Genomic DNA, 22,738 nt, shown 5'->3' with positions numbered 1-22,738 from the left:
GGATGCGGGACGTGGGCCGGGTGCTGCTGCGCGCCGCCCGGACGGCGCAGCGCGCGACGACGCAGCGGCAGCCGCGTGAGGCGACCGGTCCCCGGCCTGGCCAGGCGCCTGGCCAGGGTGCCGGCGCACGGCTGGGTTACGCCCCCGTCGCGGACGACCGGGCGGACCCGGGCGAGGTGGTGTGGGCGTGGGTGCCCTACGAGGAGGACGCGAGCCAGGGCAAGGACCGGCCGGTGCTGGTCATCGGGCGGGAGGGTCCCGTGCTGCTGGCCCTGCAGCTGACCAGCCAGGACCACGACCGCGACGCCGCGCAGGAGGCGAGGGCAGGACGGCACTGGGTCGACGTCGGCAGCGGTGGCTGGGACCACCGGCGGCGCCCCAGCGAGGCCCGGGTCGACCGGCTGCTGCGGCTGGAGCCCGGGGCGGTGCGCCGCACGGGGGCCCAGCTGGACCGGGAGATCTTCGACCGCGTCGTGGCGCAGGTGCGTCGGCACTACCCTGCGCTCTGAGCCACGCGGGCCCGGCGTCGGCGGTCGATGCGGCTGACCCGGTGCGCCACCCAGCCGGTACCGAGCAGGCAGAGGGACCCCACGACGACGCAGACGACGGCGAGCGGGGCCACGAGCGAGAGCCCGGACACGAGCAGCGGGCCGCCGAGCCCGCCGACGTCCCCCGCGAGCCGGTAGCCACCGAGGTACTGCGCACGGCCCTCCTCCGGCGCCGTGTCGGCCCCCAGCGTCATGACGATCCCGGACCCGAGGCCGTTGCCGACCGCCATGAGCAGCGCCAGCAGGGTGAACCCGGTGACGGCGCCGGCGAGCGGCAGCAGCACCACCCCCAGCCCGATCAGCGCGACTACGGGCACGGCCACGACGGTGCGGCCGGCCCGGTCCATGGCCCATCCCGCGGGGTAGAAGAGGCAGATCTCCAGCAGGGCCGCGGCCCCGAAGACGAGGGAGGTCGTCGCGGCGGAGATCCCGACGTGGTCGGCCCACAGCGGCAGCAGGACCATCCGCAGGGACCGCGCCCCGGAGATGACCACCACCGCGCTGCCGACCGAGGCGAGGGTGCGCCAGTGGTGCCGCAGCACGGCCAGCACGCGGGTGGGGCGGGCGCCGCCCGCCCGGGCGGCGCGCTCGTGCCGGGCCGTCAGGTCCGGCGCCAGCTGCACGACGACGGCGGAGAGCAGGGCCATCGCGGCCGCCAGCCAGAAGACCGAGCGCAGCTCTCCCGTCGCGGCCAGCAGCACGCCGCCGAGGACCGGGCCGAGGAACCCGCCGATGCGGTGCGACCCACCGAGCGTCGACATCGCCCGGGCCCGCAGGTGCACGGGTGCGACGACGATGAGGAAGCCCTGGCGGGCCAGCAGGAACACCGCCCAGGTCATCCCGCTGGCGACGACCCCCGCGCCGAGCACCGCCAGCGAGGGCGCCAGGGCGACGACGACGAGGGCCAGCGCGTCGGCCACGCCGGCGAGCACCATGGCCCGCCGCTCCCCGATCCGGGCGACGAGCGCCCCCGCGGGCAGGGCCCCCAGCAGGCTGCCCACCCCGAGCAGGGCCACGACGAAGGCGGCCTGGCCGACGCTGGCCCCCAGGTCGCGCGCGAGCAGGGCCAGCACGGGGGTGATAGCGCCCAGCCCGACGGCGTTGACGACGGTGGGCGCGAAGGCGGGCAGCGCGACGTCCCGCAGCCGGAACCCCGGGTCTGCCGTCCCTGCACCACCGGGCCTGGACACGGCATACCTCCCTGCGGCAACGAGAAGGGCCGGGCACCTGGGTGCCCGGCCCTGATCCGGTGGAGCTGAGGGGATTCGAACCCCTGACCCCCTCCATGCCATGGAGGTGCGCTACCAACTGCGCCACAGCCCCGGGTCGCCCCGTGAGGACTCCGCTACTTTACCCAGCGCCTTCGGCAATCGCCAAATCCCTGCTCACGGCACGGGGTGGGCGATCGTGCCCGTCGCGCCGGCGTCCGGGGCCCCGGTGTTCCACGTCTCCAGCCGCCAGCCGGTGGGGTGCTCCACGAGGTCGGCCCAGTGGCAGTTGCGCAGACCCACGAGGGCCTGGGATGCCTGGGCCACGTCGAGGCCGACCACCGCGCAGACGAGCGCCCGGGTCGCCAGGCCGTGGGTGGCCAGCACCGCGGTCCCGTGCTCGTGCAGCCCGGCGACGACGTCCTCGAAGGCGGCGCGGGTGCGGGCCGCGACGTCGGCCAGCCGCTCCCCCGTCTCCCCCCGGACGACGTCCTCACCGCGCTCGAGGGCGAGCTGGGCCTGCGGGTAGCGGGAGGTCACCTCGGCGTGGGTCAGGCCCTGCCAGCGACCGACGTGGATCTCGCGCAGCCGCTCGTCGGGCTCGACCTCGAGACCGGTCACCGCCGCCAGCTCGGAGGCGGTCTGCCGGGCCCGCAGGAGGTCGGAGGAGACGAGGCGCTGCGCCCCGCGCCCGGCCAGGGTGCGCGCGGCCCGGCGCGCCTGCTCGCGGCCCCGCTCCGAGAGCTCGGTGTCCAGCTGCCCCTGGAACACGCCCCCGGCGTTGTGCGCCGTCTCGCCGTGCCTCCAGACGATGACCCGCCGCATACCCCTGCTCAGGCCTCGTCGGGGGCGGCCGGATCAGCGGTGGCGTCCAGCACGTGCGGGCAGTCCTTCCAGAGCCGCTCGAGGTCGTAGAACTCGCGGTCCTCGGCGTGCATGACGTGCACGACGATGTCGCTGAAGTCGAGCAGCACCCACCGCCCCTCGTGCTGGCCCTCGCGGCGCAGCGGCTTGGCGCCCAGCTGCAGCAGCCGCTCCTCGACGGCGTCCACGACGGCGCCGACCTGTCGCTCGTTGGGGGCCGAGGCGATGACGAAGACGTCGGTCAGGGCGAGCTGGCCGGACACGTCGAGACCGACGACGTCCTGGGCCAGCTTGTCCTGGGCCGCGGCCGCCGCGGCCTGGGCCAGCTCGACGGCACGTGGGGTGGCAGCCACTCAGGGGTCCTTCCGGTAGAGGTCGTACTTGCCGATGTACTGGACGACGCCGTCGGGCACGAGGTACCACACCGGCTCGCCCTGCGCGGTGCGCTCACGGCACCCGGTGGAGCTGATGGCCATCGCCGGGACCTCCAGGAGGGTCACCTTGTCCTCCGGCAGGCCGGCGTCGGTGAGGACGTGCCCCGGCCGGGTCACCCCGACGAAGTGGGCGAGCTCCCACAGCTGGGAGACGCCCTTCCAGGACAGGATCTGGGCCAGCGCGTCGGCGCCGGTGATGAAGAACAGCTCGTCGTCCGGGCGTTCGTCCCGCAGGTCGCGCAGGGTGTCCAGGGTGTAGGTGGGGCCCTCACGGTCCACGTCCACCCGGCTGACGGTGAAGCTGGGGTTGGACGCGGTCGCGATGACCGTCATGAGGTAGCGGTGCTCGGCGTCGGTCACCTCGCTCGCGTCCTTGCGGTAGGGCTGCCCGGTGGGGACGAAGAGCACCTCGTCGAGCCCGAGGAGATGGGCCGCCTCGCTCGCGGCCACGAGGTGGCCGTGGTGGATGGGGTCGAAGGTCCCACCCATCACTCCGAGCCGCATCAGTGCTGGTCTCGGCCCACGTCGGGGTTGTGGTGCGCGTCGGCCACCCCGTGCGGGTCCAGGGCCAGGGTGTTGCGGAAGGTCCAGAGGAAGCCCAGCAGCAGGAGGAAGGCGAGCATGGCGAAGACGCCGAACATGATCGGCGGGAACGGCAGCTCGTTGACGACGTGGTGACCGCCTTCCTCGGCGGCGGCGAGGAGGTGCAGGCTCAGCGCGGGCGACATGGGGACCACTGTACCTGGCGGCGCGCGGTGCCAGGGCGGCTCAGCGCACCTGGCCGTCACCCTCCACGACCCACTTGGTCGTCGTCAGCTCCGGCAGCGCCATGGGTCCGCGGGCGTGCAGCTTCTGCGTGGAGATGCCGATCTCGGCACCGAAGCCGAACTCCCCGCCGTCGGTGAACCGGGTGGAGGCGTTGACCAGCACCGCGGCGGCGTCGACCTCGGTGGTGAACCGGCGGGCGGCCGCACGGTCGGCCGTCACGATGGCCTCGGTGTGGCCGCTGGTGTGCTCCTGGACGTGGGCGATGGCGGCGTCCAGGTCCTCGACGACCCGGGCCGAGATGTCCAGGGAGAGGAACTCGGTGTCGTCGTCCTCGTCGGTGATCGGCTGGTACGCCGCCCCGGCGGCCTCGGCATACCGTCTCGTCTGCTCGTCACCGTGCACCGTCACCCCGGCGGCCGCCAGCTGCTCCATGACACCGGGCAGCACCCGCTCGGCCGCGTCACGGTGGACCAGGAGGGACTCGGCCGCGTTGCACACCGAGGTGCGGTGCGTCTTGGAGTTGGTGACGATCGAGACCGCCATGTCGGGGTCGGCGCTGGCGTCGACGAAGACGTGGCAGTTGCCGATGCCGGTCTCGATGACCGGCACCGTGGACTCGGTGACGACCGTCTGGATGAGGCTGGCGCCGCCCCGGGGGATGACCAGGTCGACGAGTCCGCGGGCCGTCATGAGGGCGCGCGCGGCGTCGTGGCCGCCCTCGGAGAGCAGGTTGACGGCGTCCGGTGAGATCCCCCGCTCCTGCAGGCCGGCCCGCAGGATGGCGACGAGGGCGGCGTTGGTGGACCCGGCGGCGGACCCGCCGCGCAGGATGACCGCGTTGCCGCTCTTGAGCCCCAGCCCGGCCGCATCGACCGTGACGTTGGGGCGGGCCTCGTAGATCATGCCCACCACCCCCATGGGGACGCGCACCTGGCGGATCTGCAGCCCGTTGGCCAGGGTGGAGCCGCGCACCACCTCGCCGACGGGGTCAGGCAGCGAGGCGACCTGACGCAGGGCGTCCGCGACGGCGTGGGTGCGGTCCGCGTCCAGGCTGAGACGGTCCAGCAGGTTGTCCGGCAGGCCGGCGGCCCGGCCGCGCTCGAGGTCCTCTCCGTTGGCCTGCACGACCCGGTCCGCGCCGGCGTCGACCGCGTCCGCGAGCGCGAGCAGGGCGGCGTCCTTCTCGGCACGGGTCAGCAGCGCGAGCTGGCGGGCCGCGGTGCGCGCGGCCCGGGCGACCTCGGCGACGTGCTCGACGACCTGGGGGGCGATGGTGCTCATGGGACCTCCTGATCCGGTGGGCCGGTGACGGTATGACGTGCTGGTCGGTCTAGAGGACGACCAGGTCGTCCCGGCGGACGACCGGCCGTGGTGCAGGCGCGCCGGAGCGCAGCGCCGCGTCACGGACCAGTCGGCGGCCGACGAGCGGGCCCAGCTCGGCCGCGTCGTAGCCGACGAGCCCGCGGGCCACGACGTGGCCCTGCTCGTCGCACAGGTCGACGGTGTCGCCGGCGCTGAAGCGGCCCTCGACCCGGGTGATGCCCACCGGGAGCAGCGAGGTCTGCCGCCGCACGACCGCCTCCACGGCGCCGTCGTCGAGGACGACCCTGCCGGTTGCGCTGCTCGCGTGCGCCAGCCACCGCCGCCGCGCCGGGCTCTTGGTCCCCACCGGGGTGAAGAGCGTGCCGACGTCCTCGCCGCGCAGCGCCTGGTGGACCTGGTCGGTACTGGTGACGAGGGCGGGGATGCCTTCGGCGACGGCCATCTGCGCGGCGGTGACCTTGGTCTGCATCCCCCCGGTGCCCACGCCCGACCCGGCGCTGCTCACGTCGACGGCGGCCAACGCCTCGGCCCCTGCCACGAGGGGGATGCGGGAGGCGCCCGGTCGGGACGGGTGGGCGGTGTAGAGCGCGTCCACGTCGGACAGCAGCACCAGGGCGTCCGCGTCGACCAGGTGGGCGACGAGCGCGGCCAGCCGGTCGTTGTCGCCGAAGCGGATCTCGTCGGTGGCCACCGTGTCGTTCTCGTTGATGATGGGCACCACCTCCAGCTCCAGCAGGCGCTCGAGGGTGCGTGAGGCGTTGACGTAGTGGCTGCGCCGGTGCATGTCGTGCGCCGTCAGCAGCACCTGGCCCACCTGGACCCCGTGGAGGGTGAAGGCCTGGGTGTAGGCCGCCATGAGCGCCCCCTGGCCGGTGCTCGCGGCGGCCTGCTGGGTCGCGAGGTCCTTGGGCCGGCGCTCCAGACCCAGCGGCACCATGCCGGCGGCGATCGCGCCCGAGGACACCAGGACGACCTGGGTCCCGCCCAGCGACAGCTTGGCCAGGCTGCTGGCGAGCGCCTGCAGCCGGAAGCCGTCCAGACCGCCCTGCGGCCCGGTCAGCGAGGACGAGCCGACCTTGACGACCATGCGGTGCGCGTCCCGGATGACGCTGCGGTCGACGGTCGAGGCCATGGGACGAATACTATTCCACGACCGTGCATACTCATGCATCTGTGTCGACCTGGACGCCTCAGCCGTCGTCCGTCCAGTGACCGGCGCGGCGCTCGGCCTGCAGCTCCTCGCGGGCCGCGCTGGCGGCGTCCTTGCGGTCGTGGAAGGCGTCGCGCTTCTCGGCCCGGGTCGGGCGGGAGCGGTCGTCCAGGCGCAGGTCCGTGCCACGGCTGCCCAGCAGCTCGGCGCCGCCGGCCATGGTCGGCTCCCAGTCGAAGACGACGGCGTCGTCCTCGGGACCGATGAGCACCGTCGAGCCGGCGACCGCTCCCGCCTTGAGCAGCTCCTCCTCGACGCCGAGCCGGGCGAGCCGGTCGGCGAGATAGCCGACGGCCTCGTCGTTGGCGAAGTCGGTCTGCCGCACCCAGCGCGTGGGCCGCTCGCCCAGCACCCGGAAGACCTCCTCCTCGCCGCCGCCCTCGCGGCGCACGGTGAAGCCCTGGTCGTCCAGCGCCCGGGGCCGGATGACGACCCTCGCGGGTTCGATGTCGACGTGCTCGACCCGGGCCCGGGCCACGTGGCCGGCCAGCGCGAAGGTCAGCTCCTTGAGGCCCTGGTGCGCGACCGCGGACACGACGTGCACCTCATACCCCTGCTCCTCCAGGTCCGGGCGCACCATCTCGGCGAGCTCGCGCGCCTCGGGGACGTCCGCCTTGTTGAGGACGACCACGCGCACCCGCTCGGCGAGGGGGATGCCGCCGAGCTCGCCGTGGGGCACGTAGGCCGCGAGCTCGGCCTCGATGACCTCCAGGTCGGTCAGCGGGTCCCGGCCCGGCTCCAGGGTCGCGCAGTCGATGACGTGCACGAGGACGTGGCAGCGTTCGACGTGCCGCAGGAACTGCAGCCCCAGCCCCCTGCCCTCGCTGGCCCCGGGGATGAGGCCGGGGACGTCGGCCATGGTGAAGCGCTCCCCGCCGGCCGTGACGACCCCGAGGTTGGGCACCAGCGTGGTGAAGGGGTAGTCGGCGATCTTGGGCTTCGCGGCCGAGAGGACGCTGACCAGGGAGGACTTGCCGGCAGACGGGAAGCCGATGAGCGCCACGTCCGCCAGCGTCTTGAGCTCGAGGACGACCTCGGTCTCCTCACCCGGCTCCCCCAGCAGCGCGAAGCCGGGCGCCTTGCGCCGCGGCGAGGCCAGAGCCTTGTTGCCGAGCCCGCCGCGACCGCCGCGGGCGGCGACGAACTCGGTGCCGTCCCCCACCAGGTCGGCCAGGACCTCTCCACCGCGGGTGGTGACGACCGTGCCCGACGGGACAGCCAGCACGAGGTCCTCCCCCTGGGCCCCGTTGCGCTCGTCACCCTCGCCGGGGCGGCCGTTGGGGGCGCTGCGGTGGGGTCCGTGGTGGTAGTCGATGAGCGTCGTGACCTGGGCATCCACCCGCAGCACGATGTCGCCCCCGCGGCCGCCGTTGCCGCCGTCCGGACCACCCAGCGGCTTGAACTTCTCCCGGTGGACGGAGGCCACCCCGTGGCCACCCTTGCCGGCGCGCAGGTGCAGCACGACCCGGTCGACGAAGTTGGCCATGGGCAGATCCTCTCAGGTGGTGCAGACACCGCGACGCCGGCGGGTCGTGTCGGACCCACCGGCGTCGCCGATGCCGTGCGCCGGGCGGACCCGGCGTCTCATCAGGTATGTGGTGCCGCGCCTCAGGCGTCGACGGTCGCGCTCTGGCCGACGATGTTCACGGTCTTGCGGCCCCGCTTGGCGCCGAACTCGACGACACCGGGGACGAGCGCGAACAGCGTGTCGTCACCGCCGCGGCCGACTCCCTCGCCGGGGTGGAAGTGGGTCCCACGCTGGCGGACGATGATCTCGCCCGCGCCGACGACCTGACCGCCGAAGCGCTTCACGCCGAGGCGCTGGGCGTTCGAGTCACGACCGTTGCGGGTCGAGGACGCACCCTTCTTGTGTGCCATCTGCTGACTCCTCCTTGGCTCGGGTGACGCTCAGGCGTCGATCGCGGTGATCTTGACCTGGGTGAGCGGCTGGCGGTGGCCCTGCCGCTTCTTGTACCCGGTCTTGTTCTTGTACTTCTGGATGACGATCTTGGGGCCCTTGACGGCACCCACGACCTCGGCGGTCACGGTGGCCTTGCCGAGGGCATCGGCGTCGGTGGTCACGGCGTCACCGTCGACCAGGAGCACGGGCGCGAGCTCGACGGTGTCGCCGGCCGCAGCGTTGCCGCCGACCTTGTCGATGGTCAGCACGTCGCCGACGGAGACCTTCTCCTGGCGGCCGCCAGCACGGACGATCGCGTACACGTTGAACTCGCTTTCTGCTTCTCTCGCGGTGGGCTCGGACGCGCCCTGCAGGGATGGGGACCCGGCCGAGCCGACATACCAGGATGTCGTCTGCGAGACCGGTGCCGCACCGTGGGGCGAACCGACGCACCAGACTACCGTGCGCGGCGCCCGGCCTCCAAACTCAGTCCGTCTCTGGACCGGCGGCATCCTCACCCACGGGCGGCCCGGCCGGAGCCACGACCCGCCCGCGGCGCCGACGCTTGGGGGCCGGCGCGGCCGAGGCCGCCTCGGTCACCGGCGCCGAGTCCGTCACGGTCTCCGGGGCGGACGGCGCGGCCGGGGCCACGTCGTCTGCGCTCGGCTCCGGCTCGGTGGCCGCCGCGTCCTGCTGCCCGTCCTGCTGCGAGGCCGGGGCCGGGGCCTCGCCCTGGTCGGTCACCTCGTGGGCGGCCGCCCCGGCTGCGGCGTCGGCGGCCTCCGAGCTCGCCCCCGCGCTCAGCGCTGCGGCGTGGGCCGCGGCGGCGATCTGGGCCGGGGTGGGCCCGGAGGGGTTGGGCGTGGGCAGGACGTTCTTGGGCTCCGACCCGCTGCCGTTGCCCCCGTTGCCGCCCCGTCCCTTGCCGCGCCGCTTGCCGCCACCGGAGCCGCTGCCGCCGCTGCCACCGTTGCCGTCGTCGCCGCCGCTGCGCACGACCGGCTCGGTCTGCACGACCACACCCCGGCCCGAGCAGTGCGTGCAGTTCTCGGAGAAGACCTCGATGAGACCCGAACCGACCCGCTTGCGGGTCATCTGGACCAGCCCCAGCGAGGTCACCTCCGCCACCTGGTGCTTGGTGCGGTCGCGACCCAGGCACTCCAGCAGCCGCCGGACGACCAGGTCGCGGTTGCTCTCCAGGACCATGTCGATGAAGTCCACGACGATGATGCCGCCGATGTCCCGCAGCCGCAGCTGCCGCACGATCTCCTCGGCCGCCTCGATGTTGTTCTTGGTGACCGTCTCCTCCAGGTTGCCGCCGGAGCCGGTGAACTTGCCGGTGTTGACGTCGACGACGGTCATCGCCTCGGTGCGGTCGATGACCAGCGAACCGCCCGAGGGCAGCCACACCTTGCGGTCCATCGCCTTCGCGATGGCCTCGTGGACGCGGTAGGTGGTGAAGACGTCGTGGGTGCCCGTGTCCTTCTCGACACGGTCGGCGAGGTCGGGGGCGACGTCGTCGATGTAGCGCTTGACCTCGTTCCACGCCTTGTCGCCGGAGACGACGAGCTTGGCGAAGTCCTCGTTGAAGACGTCCCGGATGACCCGCACGGTCATGTCGGCCTCGCCGTGGAGCAGCGCGGGCGCGTTGGCGGTCCGCGACTTGGCCTCGATCCGCTCCCACATCGCGGTCAGCCGCTCGACGTCGGCGCGCAGCTCGGCCTCCGAGGCGCCCTCGGCGGCCGTACGCACGATGACGCCGGCCTCACCGGGGACGACCTCCTTGAGGATCTTCTTCAGCCGGGTCCGCTCGGTGTCCGGCAGCTTGCGCGAGATGCCGGTCATCGAGTTGCCCGGCACGTAGACGAGGTAGCGACCGGGGAGCGAGACCTGCGAGGTGAGCCGCGCGCCCTTGTGGCCGATCGGGTCCTTGGTGACCTGGACGAGGACCGACTCCCCCGACTTCAGGGCGTTCTCGATGCGCTTGGGCTGGTTGCCCTCGAGCCCGGCCGCGTCCCAGTTGACCTCTCCCGCGTAGAGCACGGCGTTGCGGCCCTTGCCGATGTCGACGAAGGCCGCCTCCATGCTGGGCAGGACGTTCTGCACCCGACCGAGGTAGACGTTGCCCACCATGGTGGACTGCGCGGAGCGGGAGACGTAGTGCTCGACCGGCACCCCGTCCTCCAGGACCGCGATCTGGGTGCGGTCCTCGAGCCCACGGACCACCATGACCCGCTCGACGCTCTCGCGCCGGGCGAGGAACTCCGCCTCGGTGATGATCGTGCGCCGCCGGCCGGCCTCCCGGCCCTCGCGCCGGCGCTGCCGCTTGGCCTCCAGCCGCGTGGACCCCTTGACCGAGGAGACCTCGTCCTTGGCGGAGCGCTCGCTGCCGCTGCGCGAGCGGCGACGCCGCCGCTTGGTGCCCCCGGACGCGTCGCCCTCGGACTCCTTCGCGTCGGGCTGCTCCTCGCCCTGGCCGCCCTGGGCGTCCTCGCCCTTCTGGTCGCCCTGGGTGCTCGCGGAGCCCTTCGCCCCCGAGCCTCCCCCTCCCCGGCGGCGCCGGGAGGAGCCGGAGGGCTTGTCCTGCCCCGTCGACTCGGCCGCCGCCTCCTCGGGCTGGTCGTCGGACTGCTGCTCCGCTGCGCTGTCGTCGCCGGCGCGGGAGCGTCGGCCCTTGCCTCCCCGGCGGCGGCGCCGGCGTCCACGCCCACCGTTGTCGTCGTCGTCCTCGCCGTCCTGGGAATCGGGGGCGTCCTCGGGAGCCGTGTCGGGCTCGCGCTCCGGCGCCGGGGCCGGGGCGGTGGATGCCGAGGTGGCCCGGCGCGAGCGGCGCGGCGGGAGGTCCGTCAGGTCCGGGGCCTGGAACACCAGGCCGAAGGACGGCGTGGTCGCCGGCGCCTGCGCGTCGTCGTCCTCGGCGCTCTCGGCCTCCTCCTCGACGTCCGGGTCCTCGGTCAGCGGCTGCTCGGGCTCGGTGACCTCGGTCCCGGTGCCCGGGTCCTCGGCGACCTGCGCGGGTGAGGGCTGCTCGTCGACGGGGCCTGCGGGCGTGCGTTCGTCAGACACGTGGTGTCCTTCCAGGTCGCACGGCTGCGGTCCACAACCAGGCCCGGGGGCCTCCCTCCCCGCGCGACGCGGGTGCGGTGTCGTCGTGACCGGTCGGCCGCGACGGAAGTCGTCCTGTGTCACCGGCTGCGGCTCGCGCGATCGCGCGGCACCGGTTCCGGCGCGGCACGGGCTCCGTACGAGATGGTCATCATCGCGTCCACGACCTGCGTGCTGACCTGGTGAGGCGCACCACAGGGGCTCGTGCCGGGCCGCACGGCGCTGTGGGGCACCGTCCGACCGCTTGGCAGTATCGCACACCCACCTCCCCGCGCGGCAGTGACGGACCGGCGTCCTGCGGATCTCCGGCGCCCCGCCACGACCCTCGCCCCGTGGCCGGGACAGCCCGAGGTTGACGGTACGGTAGATGCCCGTGCGAGTCTTCAACTTCTCAGCCGGTCCAGCCACCATGCCGCTCGAGGTCCTCGAGCGGGCCCAGTCCGAGCTCACCGACTGGCGCGGGTCCGGGATGTCCGTCATGGAGATGTCCCACCGCAGCCCCGAGTTCGTCTCCATCGCGGCCCAGGCCGAGCGCCGGATGCGGGAGCTGCTGTCGGTGCCGGACGACTACGCGGTGCTCTTCCTCCAAGGAGGGGCGACCGGTCAGTTCTCCGCCGTGCCGCTCAACCTCGCCTCCCCCGGTGCCTCCGCGGCATACCTCCACACCGGGTCCTGGTCGGCCAAGGCCGTCGCCGAGGGTCGCAAGTACGTCGACGTGCGGGTGCTGGCGGACGAGAAGGAGTCGAACTACTCCACGGTGCCGGAGCAGGGCTCCCTCGAGGTGCCGACGGACTCGGCCTACCTGCACTACACGATGAACGAGACCATCGGGGGGGTCGAGTTCCCCTACGTCCCGGACGCCGGTGCCGTCCCCGTGGTCACCGACGCCAGCTCCACGATCCTCTCGCGCCCACTGGACGTCTCCCGCTTCGGAGTCATCTACGCGGGTGCGCAGAAGAACCTCGGCCCCGCCGGCATCTGCGTCGTCGTCGTCCGCCGGGACCTGCTGGACCGGGCCCGCCCGGACGTGCCCGCAGCCCTGGACTGGAAGGCCATGGCCGACGCCGACTCCATGCTGAACACCCCGCCCACGCTCGCGTGGTACCTCGTGGGGCTGGTCCTGGAGTGGGTCGAGCAGCAGGGGGGCGTGGCTGAGATGGCGCGTCGCAACCGGGCCAAGGCCGACCTGCTCTACGGCGCCATCGAGGCCTCGGACTTCTACTCCAACCCCGTCCAGGCCGCCGCGCGCTCCTGGATGAACGTGCCCTTCCTCGTCCCCGACAGCGCCCTCGAGAAGCCTTTCGTGGCGGCCGCCGCCGAGGCCGGGCTCTCCGGGCTGGCGGGCCACCGCAGCGTGGGCGGGATGCGGGCCAGCCTCTACAACGCCATGCCGATCGAGGGCGTCCAGGCCCTCGTGGACTTCATGACCGACTTCGAGCAGCAGAACGGCTGAGACACCACACCCATGAGCCAGACCTACGCGATCCAGACCCTCAACGCGATCTCCCCCACCGGCCTCCAGCGGCTTGACCGGGACGTCTTCGACATCGGTACCGACATCGCTGCGCCCCGGGGGATCCTGCTGCGCTCGGCCGACCTGCACTCCGCCGAGATCCCCGAGTCGCTGTACGCCGTCGCCCGCGCGGGCGCCGGCACCAACAACATCCCGGTGGACGCCCTGGCGGCGCGCGGCATACCCGTCTTCAACACCCCGGGCGCCAACGCCAACGCGGTCAAGGAGCTCGTCATCGCGGGCATGCTGCTCGCGGCGCGCAACCTCTACCACGCCGCCGACTACACCCGTGGGCTGGTCGCCGAGCGGTCGCTCACCGGCGCCGACCTCGACCAGCAGGTGGAGGCCGGCAAGAAGCGGTTCGCCGGCTACGAGCTCCCGGGCCGGACCCTGGGCGTCATCGGCCTCGGCGCCATCGGCGTCCTCGTCGCCAACGCGGCCCAGTCGCTCGGTCTCAGGGTCCTCGGCTACGACCCCGCCATCACGGTCGAGCGCGCCTGGCAGCTCTCCCCCAACGTCGAGCAGGTGACCAGCGTCGAGGAGCTGTTCGCGCGGTCCGACATGATCACCCTGCACGTGCCGCTCATCGAGGCCACCAAGGGCCTGGTCGGCGCGGAGCGCATCGCGTCGATGCCGGCCGGGGGCGTGGTCCTCAACTTCGCCCGCGGCGGGGTCGTGGACGAGGCGGCCGTGCTGGAGGCCCTGGACTCGGGGCACCTGCACGCCTACGTCAACGACTTCCCGAGCGAGGCCGGGTCGGTGCACCCCAAGGTCATCGCCCTGCCCCACCTGGGCGCCTCCACCAGCGAGGCCGAGGACAACTGCGCGGTCATGGCCGCCGACCAGCTCTCGGACTACCTGCTGCACGGCAACATCCGGAACTCGGTGAACTTCCCCGAGGTCGTCATGGCCCGCACCCCCGGCACCACCCGGCTGGGCATCTTCAACGAGAACAAGCCCAACATGATCGGCCAGATCACCGCGACGCTCGCCGACGCGGGGCTGAACGTCGCCGAGTTCACCAACAAGTCCAAGGGCGAGGTCGCCTACACCCTCGTCGACGTCGAGGGCGAGGTCCAGGACGACCTCAAGGACTCGATCCTGGCCATCGAGGGCATCATCCGGGCCCGCAAGATCGACTGACGACGCGGTTCGGCGGACGAGATCCCGGGCAGCGACCCCCGTGCTGCCCGGGTCCGGGCTAGGGTGACGGGTATGACGCACCCCCGGTTCCCGTCCGGCGAGGGTTGAGCCTCGATCTCCGGGCTGGCGGTCGCCTACCGTGCCACGCACGAGGCGATCCCGCTCTTCGGCGTCTACGCCCTCCTCTTCGCCGACCGTGGCCTCAGCACCGCGCAGATCTCGGTGCTGCTGGCGGTCTGGTCGCTGAGCGCCTTCCTCCTGGAGATCCCTTCCGGGGCGTGGGCAGACCTGCTCGACCGACGTCGGGTGCTCGTGGCCTCCGGCGTCGTCTACGTCGCGGCGTTCGCCACCTGGATGCTGTGGCCGAGCTTCTGGGGGTTCCTGCTCGGGTTCGTCCTGTGGTCGTGCTCGGACGCCCTGCACTCGGGGACCTGGGAGGCCTACCTCTTCGAGCAGCTGTCGGCGCGCGGCCGGCCCCACCGGTACGCCCGGGTCAAGGCGCGCGCGGAGAGCGTCGCCCTGGTGGTCATGGCCCTGGCGATCGCGGCGGCCGCACCGCTGCACCAGGTCGGCGGCTACGCGCTCGTGGGCGCGGCCAGCCTCGGCGTGGCGGTCCTGCACGTCGGGGTGACCCTGCTGCTGCCGCCGCCGGTGCGCGGCGGCATACCCGGTCCTGCGGAGCCGCGCTCACCGGCGCACGAGACGTCACCGCGGGCGGTCGCCCCCGCGCCCGACCCCGGCCCGGCTGACCGGACCCCGCACGGCTGGGCGTCCACGCTGCGCGAGGGGGTCGCCCAGGCGCGCGCCGCCGGTCCGGTGCGTCGGGTCCTGCTGGGGTATGCCGCCGTCGTCACCCTGGTCGGGTTCGACGAGTACTTCCCCCTGCTGCTGGCCGACGACGGGGCACCGGTGGGGCGCGTGGCCCTCGCCATGGCCGGCATCGTCCTGCTCGAGGCGCTGGGGACCGCGCTCAGCGACCGGGTCGCCCTGCTGACCGGTGGGCGCCACGCCGCCCTGGTCCTGCTCGCCGGGGCGCTCCTGGCGCTCGGCGCCGCAGGCTCCGGGTGGCTGGGAGCAGGGTCCCTGGGGCTGGGGTACGCGCTGGCCAGCAGCCTCTACGTGGCGGGCGACGCCCGTCTGCAGCACGCGATCGGGCAGACCAGCCGCACCCGCGCCACCATCACCTCGGTGGCGGGCGTCGCCGGCGAGGTCGGCTTCCTCGTCACGCTCGCGACGGTCGGGCTGCTCACCCTGCGTCTCGAGCTCACTCCGGTGGTGGCCGGGGCCGCCCTCGTCCTGGCGGTCCCGGCGGCCCTCGCGGCCTGGCGCATGCCGGCCGGCGCGGCGGCGGACGGCCCCGGCGACGCCGCCGCCGACGGGTGAGCGCCTCGGGGCTCAGGCCCGGCCCAGCAGGGCCTGCGCCGTGTCGTAGGTGGTGACCAGGCCGTTGATGAGATCACCGGTCATCGCGGCCCGCAGGGCCTCGACCTTGCCCTCTCCGTGAGCGACGGCGACCACCCGGTCGATGCCGCGCAGCTGCTCGGGCGAGAGTGCGATGAGGCGCTCCGAGAGGCAGGTCCGCACCAGCTCGCCCCTGGCGTCGAAGCAGGCACCCACGGCCTCGCCGACGACCCCGGCGTCGGACACCCGTCGGCGGCAGTCCTCGTCGACGGCGTCGTAGATCGTGGACTGACCCTGCGCCCAGGCGCCCACCCCGACCACGGCGACGGTCACCTGGTCGGCGGCCGCGAGCGTCCCGCTGACCGCCGGGTCCCGCCGCACCGCCTCGGCGGCGGCCGCATCCGGCATGACGAGCGGGGCGAAGAACATCCGGCGCCCTCCCCCGGACATCCGTCCGGCCCGCCGGACCAGGTCCACCGAGCTGGAGTCCTCGCTGATGCCCACCAGGGCACCGCTGAGCTGCACGATCTCGACGGGTGGCAGGGCCTCCAGCGCGTAGACCATGTCGTGCACGGCGCGGCTCCAGGGCAGCCCGAGGACGTCGTCCGGCCGCAGGACCCGGCCGAGCAGCCCGGCCGCGGCCCGCCCCAGCTCGGCCCGGACGTCGGGGGCCGTGGAGGAGATGGGGGTCACCAGCGCGTGCTCGAGCGAGAACCGGGCGCGCAGGTCCTCGCTGAGCCGGCCGTCGCGCGCGTCCGGCTCGACGATCTCGATGCGCACGACCCCGGCCTCGAGCGCCAGGTCGAGCAGCCGGGCCACCTTGAAGCGACTGATGCCGAGCGCCTCGGCGATATCGGTCTTGGCCTGGTGCTGCTCGTAGTGCCGTCGGGCCACGGCGACGGCCAGGGCCAGGTCACGCTCCTCCCGGACGACCACGAGGAACCTCCTGCTGATGGGCGACCCGGGGGTCGGCGGACGGGGCGGGAGGACCATTCTCCCGGGTCGGACGCGTGCGGCGCACGTCCTTGACAACCGCGGTGGCGAGGGCTTCACTGATCATACTCATGTGGGCGGAGAATCGCGCTCGGATGAGCAGTCCCGACCCAGGAGGCGGCCCGTGCCCAGGAAGACCGGACCAGCGAGGACGCTGGTCGTCATCAGCTCGACGTGCGCGGCCCTCGTGGCCACGGGCTGCGCCGGATGGGGAGGAGGCGGCGTCGGCGGCGGCGGCCCGGACTCCATCGACGTCCTCATGGTCAACAACCCGCAGATGGTCGACCTGCAGAACCTCACCGCCGAGCACTTCACGCAGGAGACGGGGATCAGCGTCAACTTCACCGTGCTGCCGGAGAACGACGTCCGCGACAAGATCAGCCAGGAGTTCACCAGCCAGGCCGGGCAGTACGACGTCGCCTCCCTCTCCAACTTCGAGATCCCCATCTACGCCCGGGCCGGCTGGGTGGCGCCGCTGGACGAGTTCATCGCCCAGGACGAGGAGTTCGCCTACGACGACATCCTGGAGCCGATGCGGACCTCCCTCTCGGTGGACGAGGTGCCCTACGGCATCCCGTTCTACGGCGAGTCCTCCTTCCTCATGTACCGCCAGGACGTGCTCGAGGCCGAGGGGGTGCAGATGCCCGAGCAGCCCACCTGGCCCGAGGTCGCCGACATCGCGGCGCAGGTCGACGGCGCCGAGCCCGGCATGAGCGGCATCTGCCTACGGGGTCAGCCCGGCTGGGGCCAGGTCATGGCGCCGCTCACGACGGTGGTCAACACCTTCGGCGGCACCTGGTTCGAGGAGGACATGACCCCTCGGGTCGACGCGCCGGAGTTCACCGAGGCGGTCGACTTCTACGTCGACCTCGTCCGCGAGCACGGCCAGAACGGCGCCCCGGCGTCCGGCTTCGTGGAGTGCCTCAACAACCTGCAGCAGGGCAACTCGGCCATGTGGTACGACGCCACGTCGGCCGCCGGGTCCCTGGAGGCCCCCGGGTCCCCGGTCAAGGGCAAGATCGGCTACGCCCCGGCGCCGGTGATGGAGACCGACAGCTCCGGCTGGCTGTATGCCTGGTCCTGGTCGATCCAGGACGCCAGCGAGAAGCAGGACAACGCCTGGGAGTTCATCTCCTGGGCCTCCGGCACCGAGTACGAGGAGCTGGTGGGTGAGGAGCTCGGCTGGTCGCGGGTCCCGGCGGGCAAGCGCTCGTCGACCTACGACAACGAGGACTACCTCGCCGAGGCGGGGCCCTTCGCCGAGGCGACCCGGGCGGCCATCGAGTCGGCCGACCCGGAGAACCCGGGGGTGCAGCCACGGCCGGCGATCGGGGTCCAGTTCGTCGGCATACCCGAGTTCCCCGACCTGGGCACCCAGGTGAGCCAGGACATCAGCGCGGCCATCGCCGGCCGCATGAGCGTGGACGAGGCGCTGGACCGCGGCCAGCGGGTCGCCGAGGACATCGCCGAGCGCTACGAGGAGAGGGCGGCCCAGCAATGAGCAGCACCAGCACGTCCCGGGTCGGCAAGGTCGGCAAGCCGGGCACCAACCCCGAGCAGGGCCGCTCCGGCGTCGTCACCCCGCCCCGGCGTCGCCAGACCCGGTCCGACTCCTGGCAGCGCCGGATCCCGCTGCTACCGGCGCTCATCTTCGTCATCGTCATGACCCAGCTGCCGTTCCTGGGCACCATCATCATCTCGTTCATGAACTGGAACGCCTACTACCCCGACGAGCGCGGGTTCGCGGGCTTCTCCAACTTCGCCCGGGTGTTCACCGACGTCAACGCCCGCTCGGCGGTGTTCGTCACCATCCTCATCACGGTCTCGACGGTCCTCATCAGCCTCGTGCTCGGACTGGCGATCGCCCTGCTCCTGGACCGCAAGTTCCGGGGCCAGGGCATCGTGCGCACCATGATGATCGCGCCCTTCCTCGTGGTCCCGGTCGCGGCCGCCCTGCTGTGGAAGCACGCGCTCTACAACCCGGAGTACGGCCTGTTCAACGGCCTGCTCACGCTGGTGCTCGGGGAGAACGCCCCGCAGCCGGACTGGGTCGGCTCGATGCCGCTGCCGGCCCTCGTCGCGGCGCTGGTCTGGCAGTGGACGCCGTTCATGATGCTCATCCTGCTCGCCGGGCTGCAGAGCCGACCGCTGGACGTCGTGGAGGCGGCGCGGATCGACGGCGCGTCCGAGTTCCGCATCTTCACGAGCATGACGCTGCCGCACCTGCGTCAGTACATCGAGCTCAGCACGTTGCTGGGCACGATCTACGTCGTCCAGAACTTCGACCACGTCTTCACCATCACCGCGGGGGCGACCGGCACCGCCAACCTCCCCTACTTCATCTACCAGACCTTCTACACCGCCCAGGACTACGGCCGGGCGTCGGCGGCAGGCGTCGTGACGGTGGTCGGCACCCTCGTCGTCGCGATGTTCGCCCTGCGCACGGCCTTCGCCATCTTCAAGGAGGAGGGCCGATGAGCACCAGCGCCTCGACCAGGGGGGACGGCACCACGCACGCGACCCAGACCCAGAAGGTGGGCGGACGCACCTTCGTGCAGACCAAGCCCCCGCGCCGCGGGATGCTGCTCACCATCCTCGCCTGGGTCGTGGGGATCCTCTTCTTCTTCCCCGTGCTCTGGATGGTCCTGGTGTCCTTCCGGGCCGAGACCGACGCCGCCAGCAACCCCCCGGTGCTCTTCGCGCCGGTCAGCCTGGAGGGCTACCGGACCTTCTTCGCCGCCGGCCCGTGGCCGCCGCTGCTCAACTCGATGACCGCGAGCGTGGTGTCCACGATCCTGGTCATCGCGCTGGCCTTCCCCGCGGCATACGCCTTGTCGATCCGGCCGGTGAAGAAGTGGACCGACGTGCTCTTCTTCTTCCTCTCCACCAAGATGCTGCCGATCGTGGCCGGCATCCTGCCCATCTACCTCTTCGCCCAGGCCACCAACCTGCTCGACAACATCTGGCTGCTCATCATCCTCTACACCTCGATGAACATGCCGATCGCCGTCTGGATGCTGCAGTCCTTCCTCGCCGAGGTGCCCGTCGAGATGCTCGAGGCGGCCCAGGTCGACGGCGCCGGGCTGCTGACCACCCTGCGCCAGGTGGTGGCCCCGGTCGTCATGCCCGGCATCGCCTCGGCCGCCCTCATCTGCTTCATCTTCAGCTGGAACGAGCTGCTCCTGGCCCGGGTCCTGACGAGCACGGTGGCGAGCACCGCACCCGTCTTCCTCACCGGGTTCGTCACCAGCCAGGGACTCTTCCTCGCCAAGGTCTGCGCGGCGTCCTTCGTCGTGTCGCTGCCGGTCCTGGCGGCCGGCTTCGCGGCCCAGGACAAGCTGGTGCAGGGCCTGTCGATGGGCGCCGTCAAGTGACCGGGAGAATGTCGACCATGAAGCTCAGCGACGAGACCCTTCCGGGGCTGCCCGAGGACGTGGCACGCCCGACCTACGACCGGTCCGCCCTGCGACCCGGCATCGTGCACTTCGGCGTCGGCGGCTTCCACCGCGCGCACGAGGCGATGTACCTCGACCGGTTGCTGAACGAGTCGCCCGAGGAGCACCTGGGCTGGTCGGTCGTCGGGGTCGGCACGATGCCCGGGGACGCCCGGATGCGCGACGCGATGGCAGCCCAGGACTGCCTCTACACCCTCGTGGTCAAGCACCCCGACGGCGCCCTCGAGCCCCGGGTCCTGGGCGCGATGTCCGCCTACCTCTTCGCCCCGGACGACCCCGAGGCGGTCCTCGCCCGGATGACCGACCCGGACGTGCGGATCGTCAGCCTGACGATCACCGAGGGCGGCTACCACGTCAACCAGGTCACCGGCGAGTTCGACCCGGCCGACGAGTCCCTGCAGGCCGACATCGCCGAGCCCCAGCAGGCACCCCGCAGCGCGTTCGGCTTCATCACCGAGGCGCTGCGCCGCCGCAGGGAGGCCGGGGACCAGCCGTTCACCGTCATGTCCTGCGACAACCTGCCGGGAAACGGGGACGTCGCCGGGCAGATGATCACCTCCTTCGCGCGGATGCAGGACGAGCACCGCACCGGTGAGGGGCTCGCCGACTGGATCAGCGAGCACGTGTCCTTCCCCAACTCGATGGTCGACCGGATCACCCCGGTCACCAGCCAGGAGGACATCGACGCCCTCGCCGAGCGGTTCGGGGTCGAGGACGCCTGGCCGGTGGTCTGCGAGCCGTTCACCCAGTGGGTCCTGGAGGACCACTTCCCCACCGGACGTCCCGCCTTCGAGGAGGTCGGGGTGCAGGTGGTCGACGACGTCGTCCCCTACGAGCTCATGAAGCTGCGGCTGCTCAACGCCAGCCACCAGGCGCTGTGCTACCTGGGCTACCTCGCGGGGTACCGCTACGCCCACGAGGTCGCCCAGGATCCGCTCTTCGAGGAGTTCCTGCTCGGCTACATGGAGCACGAGGGGTCCCCCACCCTCCCGGAGGTGCCGGACGTCGACCTCGCCGACTACCGGCACACGCTGGTCGAGCGGTTCGCCAACCCCGAGGTGCGCGACACCCTCGCCCGCCTCTGCGCCGAGAGCAGCGACCGCATACCGAAGTGGCTCGTGCCGGTCATCCGGCACAACCTGGAGCACGACGGGTCCATCGACCGGTCGGCCCTCGTCGTCGCGTCCTGGGCGCGGTATGCCGAGGGCGTGGACGAGCAGGGCGAGCCGATCGAGGTCGTCGACCGTCACCGCGACCGGGTCATGGCCGCGGCCGCCCGGCAGGACGAGGAGCCGCTGGCCTTCCTCGAGGACGAGACCTTCTTCGGCGACCTGCGCCACGACGAGCGGTTCGCCACGGCCTACCGCCACTTCCTCCAGCGGTTGCACGAGGTGGGTGCACGCACCACCCTGGAGGACCATGACTGGAGCTGACCGCACCCTCGTCGCCGGCGTCGACACCTCGACGCAGTCCTGCAAGGTCGTCGTCTGCGACGCCGACACCGGCGAGGTCGTCCGCGAGGGGCGCGGCACGCACCCCTCGGGCACGGAGGTCGACCCGCAGGACTGGTGGGACGCCTTCGAGGAGGCGACCGCCGACGGACTCCTCGAGGACGTCGCCGCCCTGTCCGTGGGCGGGCAGCAGCACGGGATGGTCCTGCTCGACGAGGACGACGCCGTCGTGCGGCCCGCCCTGCTGTGGAACGACACCCGCTCCGCGCACGCCGCCCGGTCGCTCGTGGACGAGCTCGGGGGCGCGCAGGCGTGGGCCGACCGGGTGGGCGTCGTGCCGCTCGCGGCCATCACCGTCAGCAAGCTGCGCTGGAGCGCCGAGCAGGAGCCCGACGTGTTCGCCCGGGCCCGCACGTGCGTGCTCCCCCACGACTGGCTCACCGGGCAGATCCTGCGCCGCCACGGCGGCCGGGACGCGGGATGGGTGACCGACCGGGGGGACGCCTCGGGCACGGGATACTTCGACGCCGCCTCGGGCGACTACGACCGGGACCTGCTGCGGCTGGCGGTCAACCGGGACCTGGAGCTGCCGGAGGTCCTCGGACCGCACGAGGAGGCGGGCCGCACCGCCTCCGGCATGGTCCTGGGGCCGGGGACGGGTGACAACGCGGCGGCGGCCCTCGGTCTCGGGCTCCGGCCCGGCGACGTCGTCATGTCGCTCGGCACGAGCGGCACCGCCTTCGCCCGGCACGACTCCCCCAGCCACGACGCGACCGGGGAGGTGGCGTCCTACGCCGACGCCACCGGCACCTTCCTGCCCCTGGTGTGCACCCTCAACGCCGCCCGGGTGCTCACCGCGGGGGCACACGCCCTCGGGACCGACCTCGCGGGTCTGGAGGACCTCGCCCTGCAGGCGGAGCTGGGCGCCGGTGGTCTCACGCTGCTTCCCTACCTCGACGGGGAGCGGACACCGAACCTGCCGGACGCCACGGGCACCCTGTCCGGCCTCACCCGCGACAACCTCACGCCGGCCAACCTGGCCCGCGCCATGGTCGAGGGCATGGTGCTCGGCGTGGGGGCCGGGGTCGACTCGCTGGCCCGGGAGGGCGTCACCGTCGAGCGCATCCACCTCATCGGCGGGGCGGTCGCCTCCCGGGCGGTCCGCGAGATCGCGGCAGACCTGCTGGGGGTGCCGGTCGTCGTCCCGGCGGCCGGCGAGTACGTCGCCCTGGGGGCCGCCCGGCAGGCGGCGTGGACGCTGCGGGGCGGGGAGCTGCCGGACTGGCCGGTGCCCACCTCGGCACGGCTGGAGGCGAGGCCCTCCGAGCACGCCACGGACGTGGTCGGCCGCTACCGCGAGCTGGTCCGGACCGTCCACGGCTGACCGGCCGGGCGAGGCGTCAGGGTCGGCCGTGGCGCCCC

Annotated in this window: 21 protein-coding genes and 1 tRNA gene; 9 read left to right on the top strand and 13 right to left on the bottom strand. The window is 72.9% G+C overall.

Annotated features, from left to right (window positions below; translation table 11 throughout):
* Nucleotides 1-2: 2 nt before the first annotated feature.
* Nucleotides 3-509, top strand: a complete 507-nt coding sequence (locus Q0795_RS06535; protein WP_298888294.1) for a type II toxin-antitoxin system PemK/MazF family toxin — start codon at nt 3-5, stop codon at nt 507-509.
* Here the strand turns inward: Q0795_RS06535 and Q0795_RS06530 are convergent.
* From Q0795_RS06530 to Q0795_RS06475, 12 genes are all read right to left on the bottom strand, one after another.
* Nucleotides 494-1,738 carry an MFS transporter gene (locus tag Q0795_RS06530; RefSeq protein WP_298888083.1) on the bottom strand — a complete coding sequence of 415 codons (1,245 nt, stop codon included), beginning with the start codon at nt 1,736-1,738 and terminating at the stop codon, nt 494-496. The two genes, Q0795_RS06535 and Q0795_RS06530, sit on opposite strands and share 16 nt — an antisense overlap.
* Nucleotides 1,739-1,798: 60 nt before the next feature.
* Nucleotides 1,799-1,871 (bottom strand) — tRNA-Ala (locus tag Q0795_RS06525).
* Between the two features lie 62 nt (nt 1,872-1,933).
* The gene (locus Q0795_RS06520; RefSeq protein ID WP_298888081.1) at nt 1,934-2,581 is read right to left on the bottom strand and encodes a histidine phosphatase family protein; all 648 of its coding nucleotides are present in this window, start codon (nt 2,579-2,581) and stop codon (nt 1,934-1,936) included.
* Nucleotides 2,582-2,589: 8 nt separating this feature from the next.
* A complete protein-coding gene (rsfS, locus tag Q0795_RS06515; protein WP_298888078.1) occupies nt 2,590-2,973 on the bottom strand; it encodes a ribosome silencing factor in 384 nt (127 codons plus the stop codon).
* Complete coding sequence (nadD, locus tag Q0795_RS06510) at nt 2,974-3,558, bottom strand: nicotinate-nucleotide adenylyltransferase (RefSeq protein WP_298751153.1); 585 nt, start codon at nt 3,556-3,558, stop codon at nt 2,974-2,976. It abuts the gene before it with no gap.
* Nucleotides 3,558-3,782 (bottom strand): hypothetical protein, encoded by a 225-nt coding sequence (locus Q0795_RS06505; RefSeq protein ID WP_298888077.1) that lies wholly within the window; start codon nt 3,780-3,782, stop codon nt 3,558-3,560. The genes nadD and Q0795_RS06505 overlap by 1 nt, the downstream gene beginning before the upstream one ends.
* Nucleotides 3,783-3,822: 40 nt before the next feature.
* Nucleotides 3,823-5,199, bottom strand: coding sequence for a glutamate-5-semialdehyde dehydrogenase (locus Q0795_RS06500; protein WP_298888292.1), 1,377 nt, complete (start codon nt 5,197-5,199; stop codon nt 3,823-3,825).
* Complete coding sequence (gene proB / locus Q0795_RS06495) at nt 5,153-6,277, bottom strand: glutamate 5-kinase (RefSeq protein ID WP_298888076.1); 1,125 nt, start codon at nt 6,275-6,277, stop codon at nt 5,153-5,155. The genes Q0795_RS06500 and proB overlap by 47 nt, the downstream gene beginning before the upstream one ends.
* A gap of 58 nt (nt 6,278-6,335) precedes the next feature.
* Nucleotides 6,336-7,841 (bottom strand): GTPase ObgE, encoded by a 1,506-nt coding sequence (gene obgE / locus Q0795_RS06490; RefSeq protein WP_298888074.1) that lies wholly within the window; start codon nt 7,839-7,841, stop codon nt 6,336-6,338.
* A gap of 122 nt (nt 7,842-7,963) precedes the next feature.
* Nucleotides 7,964-8,233, bottom strand: a complete 270-nt coding sequence (gene rpmA / locus Q0795_RS06485) for a 50S ribosomal protein L27 (RefSeq protein WP_058892429.1) — start codon at nt 8,231-8,233, stop codon at nt 7,964-7,966.
* Nucleotides 8,234-8,263: 30 nt separating this feature from the next.
* A complete protein-coding gene (rplU, locus tag Q0795_RS06480) occupies nt 8,264-8,578 on the bottom strand; it encodes a 50S ribosomal protein L21 (RefSeq protein WP_058892430.1) in 315 nt (104 codons plus the stop codon).
* Nucleotides 8,579-8,741: 163 nt separating this feature from the next.
* A complete protein-coding gene (locus tag Q0795_RS06475; RefSeq protein WP_298888291.1) occupies nt 8,742-11,123 on the bottom strand; it encodes an Rne/Rng family ribonuclease in 2,382 nt (793 codons plus the stop codon).
* A 604-nt stretch (nt 11,124-11,727) separates the two neighbouring features.
* Here Q0795_RS06475 and serC point away from each other — a divergent pair.
* The 3 genes from serC (at nt 11,728) to Q0795_RS06460 (ending at nt 15,399) form a co-directional block, all read left to right on the top strand.
* The gene (gene serC / locus Q0795_RS06470) at nt 11,728-12,813 is read left to right on the top strand and encodes a 3-phosphoserine/phosphohydroxythreonine transaminase (protein ID WP_298888070.1); all 1,086 of its coding nucleotides are present in this window, start codon (nt 11,728-11,730) and stop codon (nt 12,811-12,813) included.
* Nucleotides 12,814-12,825: 12 nt separating this feature from the next.
* Nucleotides 12,826-14,016, top strand: coding sequence for a phosphoglycerate dehydrogenase (locus tag Q0795_RS06465; protein WP_298888068.1), 1,191 nt, complete (start codon nt 12,826-12,828; stop codon nt 14,014-14,016).
* Nucleotides 14,017-14,130: 114 nt separating this feature from the next.
* Nucleotides 14,131-15,399 carry an MFS transporter gene (locus tag Q0795_RS06460; protein WP_366942456.1) on the top strand — a complete coding sequence of 423 codons (1,269 nt, stop codon included), beginning with the start codon at nt 14,131-14,133 and terminating at the stop codon, nt 15,397-15,399.
* 12 nt (nt 15,400-15,411) lie between these two features.
* Here Q0795_RS06460 and Q0795_RS06455 read toward each other — a convergent pair whose 3' ends face one another.
* Nucleotides 15,412-16,353 carry a sugar-binding transcriptional regulator gene (locus Q0795_RS06455; protein ID WP_298888066.1) on the bottom strand — a complete coding sequence of 314 codons (942 nt, stop codon included), beginning with the start codon at nt 16,351-16,353 and terminating at the stop codon, nt 15,412-15,414.
* 181 nt (nt 16,354-16,534) lie between these two features.
* Between Q0795_RS06455 and Q0795_RS06450 the strand changes: the two genes are divergently transcribed.
* The 5 genes from Q0795_RS06450 to xylB all read left to right on the top strand — a co-directional run bounded on the left by Q0795_RS06450 (nt 16,535) and on the right by xylB (nt 22,700).
* The gene (locus Q0795_RS06450) at nt 16,535-17,911 is read left to right on the top strand and encodes a sugar ABC transporter substrate-binding protein (protein ID WP_298888064.1); all 1,377 of its coding nucleotides are present in this window, start codon (nt 16,535-16,537) and stop codon (nt 17,909-17,911) included.
* Nucleotides 17,908-18,888, top strand: coding sequence for a carbohydrate ABC transporter permease (locus tag Q0795_RS06445; protein ID WP_298888062.1), 981 nt, complete (start codon nt 17,908-17,910; stop codon nt 18,886-18,888). Before Q0795_RS06450 ends, Q0795_RS06445 begins: the two co-directional genes overlap by 4 nt.
* 101 nt (nt 18,889-18,989) lie before the next feature.
* Nucleotides 18,990-19,784 carry a carbohydrate ABC transporter permease gene (locus Q0795_RS06440; RefSeq protein WP_298888286.1) on the top strand — a complete coding sequence of 265 codons (795 nt, stop codon included), beginning with the start codon at nt 18,990-18,992 and terminating at the stop codon, nt 19,782-19,784.
* A gap of 8 nt (nt 19,785-19,792) precedes the next feature.
* Complete coding sequence (locus Q0795_RS06435; RefSeq protein ID WP_298888059.1) at nt 19,793-21,298, top strand: mannitol dehydrogenase family protein; 1,506 nt, start codon at nt 19,793-19,795, stop codon at nt 21,296-21,298.
* Nucleotides 21,285-22,700, top strand: a complete 1,416-nt coding sequence (gene xylB / locus Q0795_RS06430; RefSeq protein ID WP_298888057.1) for a xylulokinase — start codon at nt 21,285-21,287, stop codon at nt 22,698-22,700. Before Q0795_RS06435 ends, xylB begins: the two co-directional genes overlap by 14 nt.
* The last annotated feature ends 38 nt before the right edge of the window (nt 22,701-22,738 follow it).

It is taken from the genome of uncultured Serinicoccus sp. (assembly GCF_947487915.1).
GTDB lineage: Bacteria > Actinomycetota > Actinomycetes > Actinomycetales > Dermatophilaceae > Ornithinicoccus.
The sequence above is the reverse complement of the archived record's forward strand: the minus strand, read 5'-3'. Positions and strand labels throughout refer to the sequence as shown.